Source organism: Celeribacter baekdonensis, assembly GCF_900102315.1.
Classification (GTDB): Bacteria; Pseudomonadota; Alphaproteobacteria; order Rhodobacterales; family Rhodobacteraceae; genus Celeribacter; species Celeribacter baekdonensis.
The window spans coordinates 485,586-497,266 of sequence record NZ_FNBL01000001.1 but is presented as its reverse complement, the minus strand read 5'-3'; the positions used below and the strand labels follow the sequence as shown (position 1 = coordinate 497,266).

At 58.8% G+C, this 11,681-nt stretch carries 10 protein-coding genes; 6 read left to right on the top strand and 4 right to left on the bottom strand.

Translation table 11 applies throughout. From position 1 onward, the window contains the following. Window positions 1-9: 9 nt before the first annotated feature. Both trpC and BLT54_RS02440 read right to left on the bottom strand, forming a co-directional pair. Window positions 10-816: an indole-3-glycerol phosphate synthase TrpC gene (gene trpC, locus BLT54_RS02445; protein WP_074640674.1), complete on the bottom strand. Its 807-nt coding sequence runs from the start codon at window positions 814-816 to the stop codon at window positions 10-12. A gap of 52 nt (window positions 817-868) precedes the next feature. After that, entirely contained in the window at window positions 869-2,053 is a 1,185-nt protein-coding gene (locus BLT54_RS02440; protein WP_074640672.1) for a cytochrome P450, read from the bottom strand. 107 nt (window positions 2,054-2,160) lie between these two features. Between BLT54_RS02440 and BLT54_RS02435 the strand changes: the two genes are divergently transcribed. From BLT54_RS02435 to BLT54_RS02410, 6 genes are all read left to right on the top strand, one after another. Next, window positions 2,161-3,975, top strand: coding sequence for a sensor histidine kinase (locus BLT54_RS02435; protein ID WP_074640669.1), 1,815 nt, complete (start codon window positions 2,161-2,163; stop codon window positions 3,973-3,975). Beyond that, entirely contained in the window at window positions 3,972-5,216 is a 1,245-nt protein-coding gene (locus BLT54_RS02430; protein WP_074640667.1) for a sigma-54-dependent transcriptional regulator, read from the top strand. The genes BLT54_RS02435 and BLT54_RS02430 overlap by 4 nt, the downstream gene beginning before the upstream one ends. Window positions 5,217-5,329: 113 nt before the next feature. Beyond that, entirely contained in the window at window positions 5,330-6,340 is a 1,011-nt protein-coding gene (locus tag BLT54_RS02425) for a DctP family TRAP transporter solute-binding subunit (RefSeq protein ID WP_074640665.1), read from the top strand. A 329-nt stretch (window positions 6,341-6,669) separates the two neighbouring features. Beyond that, window positions 6,670-7,674 (top strand): DctP family TRAP transporter solute-binding subunit, encoded by a 1,005-nt coding sequence (locus BLT54_RS02420; protein WP_074640663.1) that lies wholly within the window; start codon window positions 6,670-6,672, stop codon window positions 7,672-7,674. Window positions 7,675-7,780: 106 nt separating this feature from the next. Further along, window positions 7,781-8,482: a TRAP transporter small permease gene (locus tag BLT54_RS02415; RefSeq protein ID WP_074640660.1), complete on the top strand. Its 702-nt coding sequence runs from the start codon at window positions 7,781-7,783 to the stop codon at window positions 8,480-8,482. A 5-nt stretch (window positions 8,483-8,487) separates the two neighbouring features. After that, a complete protein-coding gene (locus BLT54_RS02410) occupies window positions 8,488-9,882 on the top strand; it encodes a TRAP transporter large permease (protein ID WP_074640658.1) in 1,395 nt (464 codons plus the stop codon). An 80-nt stretch (window positions 9,883-9,962) separates the two neighbouring features. On the opposite strand, the gene trpD is transcribed toward BLT54_RS02410, so the two are convergent. Both trpD and BLT54_RS02400 read right to left on the bottom strand, forming a co-directional pair. After that, entirely contained in the window at window positions 9,963-10,994 is a 1,032-nt protein-coding gene (trpD, locus tag BLT54_RS02405; protein WP_074640655.1) for an anthranilate phosphoribosyltransferase, read from the bottom strand. After that, on the bottom strand, window positions 10,991-11,578 hold the full coding sequence (locus BLT54_RS02400) for an anthranilate synthase component II (RefSeq protein WP_009571480.1): 588 nt from the start codon (window positions 11,576-11,578) through the stop codon (window positions 10,991-10,993). The genes trpD and BLT54_RS02400 overlap by 4 nt, the downstream gene beginning before the upstream one ends. Window positions 11,579-11,681 lie beyond the last annotated feature (103 nt).

Sequence of the window (11,681 nt, the reverse complement as noted above, 5' to 3'; positions counted from 1 at the left end):
GAGCCTCCGTTACAGCTTGGCTGGGGCAGGGTTCGCCAAAAGCGCGCGGGTTGCGGCCTCGACATCCTCTTGCCGCATTAGGCTTTCGCCAATGAGGAAACAGCGCGCGCCAAAACCGGCCATATCGGCCAGATCCTCGGGCGTGAACAGCCCGCTTTCGCAAACCAGTGTGCGTTCGGGAGGGGCGAGTTTGGAGAGGGTGCGGGTGGTGTCCAGCGTGGTTTCAAAGGTCTTGAGATTGCGGTTGTTGATGCCCAAAAGCGGCGATTTCAACACTTGTGCCCGTTCCAATTCCTCGGCGTCATGCACCTCGACCAACACATCCATGCCCCAGGCAAAGGCCGCGTCTTCCAACTCAACCGCTTGTGCGTCAGACACGGAGGCCATGATGATCAGGATCGCATCTGCCCCCCAAGCCCGAGCCTCGGTGATCTGATACGGGTCATACATGAAATCCTTGCGCAAGACGGGCAGGGACACCGCCGCGCGCGCTTGCACCAAAAACTCCGGTGCGCCTTGGAAGGACGGCGTGTCGGTCAGCACCGACAGACAGGTTGCGCCGCCCGCCTCATAGGCGCGGGCGATGCTGGGCGGATCGAAATCCGGCCGGATCAAGCCCTTGGAGGGGGAGGCCTTTTTGACCTCCGCGATCAACCCATAGCCGGTCGTCGCGGCCTGTTGTAACGCCAAGCCAAAGCCGCGCACGGGGCTTTGGGCCTTGGCTGTCGCCTCCAACTCCGGGAGCGGCACGGCGGTTTTCGCCGCAGCCACTTCTTCGAGTTTATAGGCTTTGATTTTATCGAGTACGGTTGCCATGGGGCTTGGAATACCTTGGGTTGGGGTCAAAGGAAAGATGTCAAACGTGCCATCAGGTTCGCACCATGAGCCGCTCCAGCCCATGAAAATGCCAGGTCGGTGCATAGCGCGGCGGTTCCGTCAGGCGCAGGTTGGGACAGCGGGCAAACAGGATCGGCAAGGCCACCCGCAGTTCAAGCCGCGCCAAAGGCGCGCCGACGCAAAAATGGAGACCGGCGCCAAAGGCCATGTTTTGTTTCACCGGACGGGTCGGATCAAACACATTCGGATCGTCCCATGCGTCATCATCACGCCCCGCAGCGCCGAGCAAAAGCCCGATCTTGTCGCCACGTTTCAGCTCTTGGCCCAAAAACCTGGTGTCCTCATACACCCAGCGCTGAAACAGATGTAGCGGCGGATCAAAGCGGATCACCTCTTCGATCACCCCGTCGATGCGCGCGTCCATGATCATCTCTCGCGGTGTGTTCTGCTCCAAAAGCGTCTTCACCGCGATGCCAAGGCTGTGCACCGTCGCCTCATGGCCGGCGTTCAGCAACAGAATGCAGGTGGTGATCAACTCATCGGTCGAGAGTTTTTCCCCCTCTTCCTCTGCGGCAATCAGGCTGGTGATCAGATCATCGGCGGGGGAGGAGCGACGTTCGTCAATATAGCCGCGCATAAAGGCGGCAAACTCTGTGGCGGCGGTTGCTGCCGCCCTCTCGATCTCAATCGTGCGCCCCGGCGTGTAGACCGCGACCATGGCGTTGGACCAGGCCAAAAGCTGTTCGCTCATTGCCTCGGGCACGCCCAAAAGCCGACAAATAATCCGCACTGGCACCATCTTGCAAAACAGGGGCAAAAGATCAAAATCCGCGTCTTGCGGGAAGTGGTCAATCAAATCATTGGTGATCTCTTCCAGATCGGGCACCAAGCCCTTGATCCGCCGCGACGTAAACGCCCGCAGCACCAGCCCCCGCAACCGCTTGTGCCGATCGCCCTCAAGCTCCAACATCGAATGGTCTTCGATGTCATAAAACGGGCGCAGATGCGCCGGGATGTCGGGTTCAAACCCGCTTGGCGCCTCGCGGCCAAACCGCGCGTCACGCAGCGCCATTGACACGCCGTCATAACCTGCAATCACCGGAAGGCCCAAGTCTTCCCACCACACCATGCGACCCGCCTCACGCAGTTGATCGTAAAACGGATAAGGGTTTTGGACAAAACCGGGATCGGTGGGGGCGCAGCTGAGTTTTTTCATTGGCTGTGTTTTTTCATTCTTCTGTGTTTTCGTGATCTGTTTTTCATGCCGCGAACTTGTCGGGAACCGCTTTCCTTTGCAAGACAGGTTTTCTACTCTCGGCCAAGATGACCACAGAGCCCAGCCCAGCCCTTGATCCGGCCACCCCCCCGGCCCACCCCCGCCTGTCTTTGGCGTTGGGGATGTTTGTCGCTGTCGTAGCCTTTGGGCTTTTGGTCTTTGGCTTGAGTTTTCGGGCGGGATTGGATCAGGCGTCTGCACGGGGCGCATCTGATTTGGCCTTGGCCTCTGATCGGTTGACCACCGGGTTACAACGCTATCGCGAATTGGCAGTGTTCCTGTCGGATCACCCCACTGTTTGGGCGCGCGCGCTCAGCCCCGATCAATCTGCGGACGTCGCCCGCGCCACCACCAATGTGTTGCAAAATCTGGCCGATAAAACCGGTGCGCATTCACTGATGTTGGTGGCCCGCGATGGCACTGTTCTGGCTGCGGCGGGCGAACAGACCCTGCCCAAAGGGGCCCAAGCCGCCTTTAACCGTGCCATGAGCGGGGCTTTGGGCGTGGCGCATTTTGTCGATACAGACCAGCAGCGCCGTTATGTGTTCGCCGCCCCGGTGTTTGATCCGGGTGGCCCGGCCCGCGCCGCCGTGATCGTCAACGTCAACATCGGCCTGTTGGAATGGGGCTGGCCGACGGAACCCTCGGCGATTTATTTCACCGATGACTATGGCGTGGTCTTCGTCTCCAACCGCTCCGAATTGGTGCTGCGTGGCGGCTTGGCCGGGCCGATGCCGGTCACCGCGCGCCGTCAGATTTCGGGCCATGATCTTTGGATGCATGAGGCCGGGCCCTATATTCCCTCGCCCGCGCTGCACATCACCCGGCCCTTGCCTGTCATCGGCTTGGAGGCCGAATTGCTGATGGATCTCAAACCGGTGATCGCGCTCTCAAGCCTTCAGGCCGGGATGGCGGCGGCGCTGGCTTTGGTCTTTGCGACGTTTTGGTTTTTCGCCCGCGAACGCAGACGCACCTTGGCCGAGGCCAACACACGGTTGGAGGCCCGCGTGGCGACCCGCACCCAAGCCCTAGAAATTGCCAACCGCGACCTGACCCGAGAGGTCACAGAACGGCTTGAGGCCGAAGCCCGCCTCAAACGCGTCCAAGCCGATTTGGTGCAGGCCGGGAAACTTTCGGCCTTGGGCGAAATGTCGGCAGGGATCAGCCACGAATTGAACCAGCCGCTGATGGCGATCCGGTCCTTTGCCGAGAATGCACAGGCATTTTTAGAGCGCGACAATGCGGCCAAGGCGGCGGAAAATCTGGGCCGGATTTCCGAACTCGCGCGCCGCATGGGCCGGATCATCAAAAACCTGCGCGCCTTTGCCCGGCAAGAATCCGAGACCATCACCAATGTCGAACTGACCGCAGTGGTTGAGGCAGCCTTGGAAATGACCATGGGCAAGGTCGCGCGGGCGGGGGTCACTTTGGACTGGACGCCGGGGGAACCGGTCTGGGTGCGTGGCGGCGAGGTGCGGCTCCAACAGGTGGTGATGAACCTGTTGTCCAATGCGGTGGACGCGATGTCGGACAGTCCTGATAAACGGATCGAGATTCGCATATTTGCGGGCCAGGAGGGGGGTACACCCACCCGGCTGACCGTGGCCGACACCGGGCCGGGCATCGCCGAGCCGGACAAAATCTTTGATCCGTTCTACACCACCAAAGAGGTTGGCGCGTCCGAGGGCATGGGCCTGGGCCTGTCGATTTCTTACGGCTTGATCCAATCCTTTGGCGGGCGTATTCGCGGTGCAAACCGCGCCAAAGACGGTCAGTCTCCCAAGGGGGCGATTTCGGGCGCGATCTTTACCATCGAGTTGATCCCGGCGCGTATAGATAGGACACAGGAGACCAGTGAATGAACCGGGCAGGGCGCGTGGAGCGGGTTTTATTGGTCGATGATGACGCCTCGGTGCGTGAGGCTTTGGGGCAGACGCTGGAGCTGGCCCATCTCGTGCCGACCTTGGCGGGCAGCTATATCGAGGCCAAAGATCACATCACGCCCCGCTTTGAGGGGGTGATCGTGTCCGACATTCGGATGCCCGGCAAAGACGGTTTTGCCTTATTGGAGTTTGCCCAATCGGTCGATGCGGAATTGCCGGTGATCTTGTTGACGGGGGAGGGCGATGTGCCGATGGCGGTGCGCGGCATTTCGTCTGGAGCTTTTGATTTTTTGGAAAAACCCTGCGCCCCGAAAGACCTGATTGCCGTGGTCGAAAAGGCACTGAAAACCCGTGCCTTGGTGTTGGAAAACCGGCGGTTGAAACGGCAAGTGGCACAGGGTGACGCCGCCGCACGGCTGTTGCGCGGCACCTCCGAGTTCTCCAAACGGATGCGCGAAGAGGCCCGCGCCGTGGCGCGCTCCGCCGCCGATGTGTTGGTCACGGGCGAGCCGGGCGTGGGCACCGCGAAAATGGCCGAGGTGGTGCATTTGCTCTCGGCGGGCTCCATGGCACCGTTTTTGAAATTTCCGGCGGTGTCGCAAACCCCCGAAAGCCTCGCCGCTGCCTTTGAGGCCGCCAAAGATGGTTCGGTGTTTTTGGATGAAATCGTTGCCCTGTCGCGCCCGACGCAATTCGCGCTTTTGGAACTGCTCGAAGGTCATGATCGCCCGCGCCTGATTGCGGGCACCTATGCCGATCTGCGCCATGAGACCATTGAAGGGACGTTTTCGCCCGATCTGTTTTACCGGCTTGAGGCGGCGGTGATCCGCATTCCGCCTCTGCGCGAACGGCGCGAAGACATCCCGACCTTGTTCCGTCATTACGTTGATATTGCTTGCGAGCAATCCGACCTGCCTGTGCCTGAGATCACGCCTGAGGTGATTTCCAACCTGATTGCACAGGATTGGCCGGGCAATGCGCGCAGCCTGATGAATGCAGCGATGCGCTTTGCCATGGGCCTGTCCGAAGGCGAGGCGCAAGAGGATGAATTGGGGCTGGCCGAACAACTGGCGCAAGTCGAACGCTCGCTTTTGATCGCCGCCCTGCAACGTCACGGCGGCAATGCCACTGAGGCCGCTAAAGGGTTGAAATTGCCGCGTAAAACCTTTTACGACAAACTCGCACGCCATGGTGTGCGGGCGGAATTGTATCGCGGTTGAGACCCTTGCGGTGCCTCAAAAGCATGACCTGATACCTTGCATAAAACACGCCGCCTTTGTTTCTTGCCCGTGTCCCGACCGAAAGCACGGGACGAAATACGGGAGGGAAATCCATGAGAAATTTGACCTGCGCTTTGGCCGCTGGACTGTTGACGCTGTCCGTCTCTGGCGCATTCGCCGGAACCGAAGGCTGTGATCCGGGTGAGATGGTGATCAAGTTCAGCCATATCGTGAACACAGACAAACACCCGAAAGGCATCGCCGCGACACTTTTGGTGAACCGGGTGAACGCAGAGATGGACGGGACCGCCTGTATGGAGGTTTACCCCAACGCCACGCTCTATAACGATGACCAAGTGTTGGAGGCGATGCTTCAGGGCGATGTCCAACTTGCGGCCCCGTCCTTGTCGAAATTCGAATCCTTCACCAAGCAATTCCGCATTTTCGATCTGCCGTTCATGTTTAAAAACATGGAGGCCGTGGATGCGTTTCAGGCCTCGGACACCGGGCAGGCGATGAAAGAAGGCATGGTGCGGCGCGGGCTTTTGGGCCTTGAGTTTTGGCACAATGGCATGAAACAAATCACCGCCAACAGGCCGCTTATCATGCCAGAAGATGTGGCCGGACTCAAAATGCGGGTTCAGCCCGCCGAGGTGATCATTGAACAGATGCGCGCCCTGAACGCCAACCCGCAACCGCTGGCCTTTCCTGAGGTGTATGGCGCGTTGCAAACCGGCGTCGTGGATGGTCAGCAAAACACGTGGTCGAACATTTATGGCCAAAAGTTCCATGAGGTTCAGGACGGGGCAACCGAGACCAACCACCTGTTGCTTGACTATATGGTCGTGACCTCGGTCGATTGGTGGGAGAGCCTCGATGCGGATGTCAGGGATCAGTTTGCCACCATCCTTCATGAGGTGACCGTGGCGCGCAATGGCGAGTCTGAGCGGGTCAATCAGGAGGCCAAAGAGGGGATTTTGGCAGCAGGCGGTGTCGTGCGCACCCTGACGCCCGAACAGCGCCAAGCCTGGGTCGATGCGATGAAACCCGTTTGGAAAATGTTTGAGGCCGATGTGGGCGCTGACAACATTGCCGCCGCGCAGGACTTCAACGCGCGCAATTGAGCGCAATTGAGCGTGATGTGTGCGACGCGGCAGGGGCTGAGTCGCGCGGGTGGCGATGTTTTGAATATCTGTGATGTGTGCGGATTTTCGCACGTCTGAGAAAGTTGGGCGTGTGGGGAACCGCACACCATGCAGATGCGGCATGGCTGCTATGCGCTTGATCTGTGCTGCAACCAAATGAAAAATAAAGGGAATTATAAAATTTTCACGCCCCTGTCACGAAACCTTGTTCCAAATCTCTTGCCCCTGTTTGGTCTGCCCCAGAGGTGCACGGAGCAAAATCATGTGCGCCGCGACTGACATTCGATTTCATGACAGGGAGGAAACCCATGAAATTTCTCGCAACCGCTGCCACCGCACTCGCGCTCACCGCAACCGGGGCTTTTGCCGATACGATGGGCTGTGATGCTGGCGAAATGGTGATTAAATTCAGCCACGTCACCAACACCGACAAACACCCGAAAGGCATTGCCGCGAACCTGTTTATGGAGCGCGTGAATGCCGAGATGGACGGCAAAGCCTGTGTCGAGGTCTACCCGAACTCCACGCTCTATAACGATGACCAAGTGTTGGAGGCGATGCTTCAGGGCGACGTTCAAATGGCGGCACCGTCGCTGTCGAAATTTGAATCCTTTACCAAAGTCTACCGCATTTTCGATCTGCCCTTCATGTTCAAAAACATGGATGCCGTCGAGGAGTTCCAAAGCTCCGAAGTCGGTCAGAACATGAAAGAAGTCATGGTGCGCCGCGGGCTTTTGGGCCTTGGGTTCTGGCACAATGGTCTGAAACAATTCTCTGCCAACAAACCGCTTTTGTTGCCCGAAGATGCCGCAGGCCTGAAATTCCGGGTGCAGCCCTCCGACGTGTTGGTCGCCCAGATGGAAGCGCTCGATGCCTCGCCGCAACCGATGGCCTTTTCCGAGGTCTACGGCGCGTTGCAAACCGGCGTTGTCGATGGTCAGGAAAACACATGGTCCAATGTCTACGGCCAGAAATTCTTTGAGGTTCAGGACGGCACCACAGAAACCAACCACGGTGTGCTTGACTATATGGTCGTGACCTCCGTCGATTGGTGGGAAGGGCTGGATGCCGACACCCGCGATCAATTGGCGACGATCATGAACGAAGTGACCGCAGAGCGGAACGCGGCGATCGCCGAAGTGGACGCAGACAACCGTCAGGCTGTGTTGGCGGCAGGCGGTGTGATCCGCGAATTGACCGACGAGCAACGTCAGGCCTGGGTCGACGTGATGAAACCGGTTTGGGCACAGTTTGAAGCCGATGTCGGCGCAGACAACATCGCGGCAGCGCAAGAGATCAATGCCAAAAACTAAGGCTTAAGCCTTTGAAAAACAACGGTCTCCGTGCATCTGTCGCGGGGCCGTTTTCCGCATCCTTTGCCCGGGCTTGGGCATCTGGGGCCAAAAGAGGGGGCCAGTGATGACACAATCTCAAGACAACCTGCCTAAACCGCCCATCGCCGGGTTTTTCGACGCTTTGGAAGAAAACCTGATCGCTTTGATTTTGGGTCTGATGACGCTGGTCACTTTCGTGAATGTGGTGATGCGCTACCTGTTCAACGACTCCCTGATTTGGGGGCTTGAGGTGGTGTTGATCCTGTTTGCCTGGCTGGTGCTTTTGGGCATCCCTTACGGGTTCAAAAAGACCTCGCATCTGGGTGTGGATGCGGTGATCAATATGTTGCCGTCGCGGGGGCACCGGATTTTGGCGCTGCTGTCGGCGCTGGCCTGTGTCGTCTATGCGGCGCTCTTGATGAAAGGGGCCTGGGATTACTGGGCACCCTTCGCCGGGCTTCAGCCCACAACAGGCCGCTGGTTCCCGACCGGCATCGACTCGGGTGTGCGCGACCGGGCATTTTATGTCACCGATCAAATCCCGATGCTGGGGATTTTCCGCTGGTTAGAGGCGGCGATCAACTATGGCGACAGCTATGACAAGCTGCCCCGCGTTGTGCCCTATTTCATCATCCCGCTCTCAGCCGCCCTTTTGGTGCTGCGTGTGGTTCAGGCGACGATCCGCATCATCCTTGGCACCCAGTCGATCCTGATCGTCTCCCATGAAGCCGAAGAAGACGTCGAGCGTGTCGCATCCCATCCTGCACACCCCGAACACGAGGTATAACCCCTATGGATGTCATTCTTCTTTTCGTCATGATCATCGGGTTCTTGCTGATCGGCGTGCCGATTGCGGTCTCTTTGGGTCTGTCCTCGATGATCTTTTTGTTGGTCTTCTCCGACACCTCCCTGGCCTCCGTCGCACAGTCCATGTATCAAGCCATGGCCGGGCATTATACGCTCCTCGCGATCCCGTTTTTCATCCTCGCCTCAAGCTTTATGTCGACGGGCGGCGTGGCCACGCGCATCGTGCGGTTTTCCATCGCCTGCGTCGGCCACATGCACGGCGGTTTGGCGATTGCGGGCGTGTTTGCCTGTATGATCTTTGCAGCTCTTTCCGGCTCTTCGCCTGCGACCGTGGTGGCCATTGGCTCCATCGTCATCGCGGCGATGCGCAAAATGGGCTATTCGCGGGACTTTGCCGCGGGCGTGATCTGTAACGCGGGCACTTTGGGTATCCTGATCCCGCCGTCCATCGTGATGGTGGTCTATGCCTCCGCGGTGGACGTCTCGGTCGGTCGGATGTTCCTTGCGGGCGTCATTCCGGGGATTTTGGCGGGCACGATGTTGATGATCGCGATCTATGTCATCGCGCGCATCAAGCACCTGCCAAAAGGCGAATGGGCGGGCTGGGGCGAAATCTACGCCTCGTTCAAAGACGCGTTTTGGGGCCTGATGTTGATCGTCATCATCATGGTCGGCATCTATGGCATTCCGGGCATCACCGGCGCAATCTTTACACCGACCGAAGCCGCCGCCGTCGCCTCTGTCTATGCCTTCCTTGTGGCCTCCTTTGTCTATCGCGACATGGGGCCGCTGGCGGGGCGGAACGGGGCGGGACCGACCCCTTTGTTGCGAAAACCGCAAGCCTTGCTCACCGCATGGTTTCACCCAGACACGCGCCAAACCCTGTTTGATGCGGGCAAATTGACCGTGATGCTGATGTTCATCATCGCCAATGCCTTGATCCTCAAACATGTGCTGACCGATGAACAAATCCCACAACAAATCGCCAATGCGATGCTGTCGGCGGGCTTTGGCAAGATCATGTTCCTGATCATGGTCAATGTGATTTTGCTCATCGGAGGCCAGTTCATGGAGCCTTCGGGCCTGATCGTCATCGTCGCGCCCTTGGTGTTCCCGATTGCGATTGAACTTGGGGTGGATCCGATCCATTTGGGCATCATCATGGTGGTGAACATGGAGATTGGCATGATCACGCCGCCGGTGGGTCTGAACCTGTTCGTCACCTCCGGCGTCGCCGGGATGCCGATGATGGCGGTGGTCCGCGCAGCCCTGCCGTTCCTTGCGATCCTCTTTGTGTTCTTGATCCTTGTGACCTATGTGCCGTGGATTTCGACGGTTCTGCCGAATGCGTTGATGGGGCCTGAGATTATAACAAAGTGATCTGAGCCAAAGCACAGACATGAAAAAGGGGCCTTTTGGGGCCCCTTTTGTTTGAGTATTTAGGTCACGGTAAAGAGGGCTTAGTGCCGTGAGGTCAGTTCCGCCAGCGCGGTCAGGCGACCGATGGCCTCACCTGAGGCGATGCTCTCTTTGGCAATCTCGACGCCGTCTTTCAGGGTCGTCGCCTTGTCCGCCACAACCAATGCCGCCGCCGCGTTGAACAGGACCGCATCGCGATAGGCGCCGGTTTCGCCGTTCAACAGCGCAATCATCGCGGCGCTGTTTTCCTGCGGTGTGCCGCCAAGGATGTCTTTCAGGCGATGCACCGGCAGGCCCGCGTCTTCGGGGTGGATTTCCATCGACTTGATCACGTCACCGTCAAGGGCCGCCACCGCCGTTGTGCCAGTGATCGAGATTTCATCCATCCCATCCGCGCCATGCACCAGCCAGGCTTTTTCAGAGCCGAGCATTTGCAGCGTTTCGGCCATCGGAAAGATCAAATCAGGCGCGAAAGCCCCGGTGAGTTGACGTTTCACGCCCGCCGGGTTGGTCAGAGGGCCCAAGATGTTGAAAATGGTTTTACAGCCCAATTCGACCCGCACAGGCCCGACATATTTCATCGCCGGGTGGTGCATCGGTGCCATCATAAAGCCGATGCCAATCTCGCGCAGCGCCTCTTCGACCACGTCCTTGCCGACCATGACATTGACGCCACTGACCGACAACGCATCGGCCGCCCCCGATTTCGAGGACAGGTTGCGGTTGCCGTGTTTGGCCACGGGCACACCCGCGCCCGCGACGACAAAGGCGGTGGCGGTGGAGATGTTGAGCGTGCCCAACCCGTCGCCACCGGTGCCGACGATGTCCATCGCGCCCTCAGGCGCCGCAACCTTGACGCATTTGGCGCGCATCACAGAAGCGGCTGCGGCATATTCCGACACCGCCTCGCCGCGCGCGCGCAACGCCATCAAAAAACCGCCGATCTGGGCATCCGTCGCCTGGCCTTCAAACAGAATTTCAAAGGCCTCCACCGCTTGCGAACGGCTCAAAGGCCCCTCGGAGGCGGCAAAAATCAGCGGTTTCATCGCATTGGGGTTCACAGGGGCGCTCATGCCGCTTCCTCCGCTTTGAGTTGATTGAGGAAGGTGCCGATCATCTCGTGACCATGTTCGGACCGGATGCTTTCCGGGTGAAATTGCACACCTTCAATCGGCAGGGTTTTGTGACGCAGCCCCATGATGGTGCCATCCGCCAATTCCGCCGTGACCTCAAGACAGTCGGGCAGGGTGGCGCGATCCACGATCAGCGAATGGTAGCGCGTGCCTTGCAAGGGCGAGGGCAGGCCGGCAAAGACGCCTTTGCCCTGATGATAAATCTCGCCCATCTTGCCATGCACGATCTCATGACAGCGCACGACATTGCCGCCAAAGGCCTCGCCAATGGACTGATGCCCCAAACAAACGCCAAACAACGGAATGCCCGCATCGGCGGCGGCATGAACCAAGGGCACACAAATGCCCGCCTCATGCGGCGTTTTCGGTCCCGGTGACAACACGATGCCAGACGGGCGCAGCGCCATGGCTTCTTGCACGTTCAAAGCATCATTGCGCACCACCTTGGCTTGCCACCCCATCTCGCCAATGTAATGGACGAGGTTGTAGGTGAAACTGTCGTAATTATCGATCAGAAGCAGCATCGCTTTGGTCCTTTGGCGTGACATGACGCGGTGAAATCCGCACATAAATCCGCACAGACACCGGCCAAGCGCCGCGCGGGGAGGGTTTGTGGCATGAAAGGGG

What these genes read in the sequence shown, in the direction of transcription:
- BLT54_RS02410 (WP_074640658.1), top strand. Translation starts at nt 8,488, where the DNA reads ATGGATGTCATTCTTCTTTTCGTCATGATCATCGGGTTCTTGCTGATC.
- trpC (WP_074640674.1), bottom strand. Translation starts at nt 816, where the DNA reads ATGGCAACCGTACTCGATAAAATCAAAGCCTATAAACTCGAAGAAGTG.
- BLT54_RS02400 (WP_009571480.1), bottom strand. Translation starts at nt 11,578, where the DNA reads ATGCTGCTTCTGATCGATAATTACGACAGTTTCACCTACAACCTCGTC.
- BLT54_RS02425 (WP_074640665.1), top strand. Translation starts at nt 5,330, where the DNA reads ATGAGAAATTTGACCTGCGCTTTGGCCGCTGGACTGTTGACGCTGTCC.
- BLT54_RS02430 (WP_074640667.1), top strand. Translation starts at nt 3,972, where the DNA reads ATGAACCGGGCAGGGCGCGTGGAGCGGGTTTTATTGGTCGATGATGAC.
- BLT54_RS02435 (WP_074640669.1), top strand. Translation starts at nt 2,161, where the DNA reads ATGACCACAGAGCCCAGCCCAGCCCTTGATCCGGCCACCCCCCCGGCC.
- BLT54_RS02415 (WP_074640660.1), top strand. Translation starts at nt 7,781, where the DNA reads ATGACACAATCTCAAGACAACCTGCCTAAACCGCCCATCGCCGGGTTT.
- BLT54_RS02420 (WP_074640663.1), top strand. Translation starts at nt 6,670, where the DNA reads ATGAAATTTCTCGCAACCGCTGCCACCGCACTCGCGCTCACCGCAACC.
- BLT54_RS02440 (WP_074640672.1), bottom strand. Translation starts at nt 2,053, where the DNA reads ATGAAAAAACTCAGCTGCGCCCCCACCGATCCCGGTTTTGTCCAAAAC.
- trpD (WP_074640655.1), bottom strand. Translation starts at nt 10,994, where the DNA reads ATGAGCGCCCCTGTGAACCCCAATGCGATGAAACCGCTGATTTTTGCC.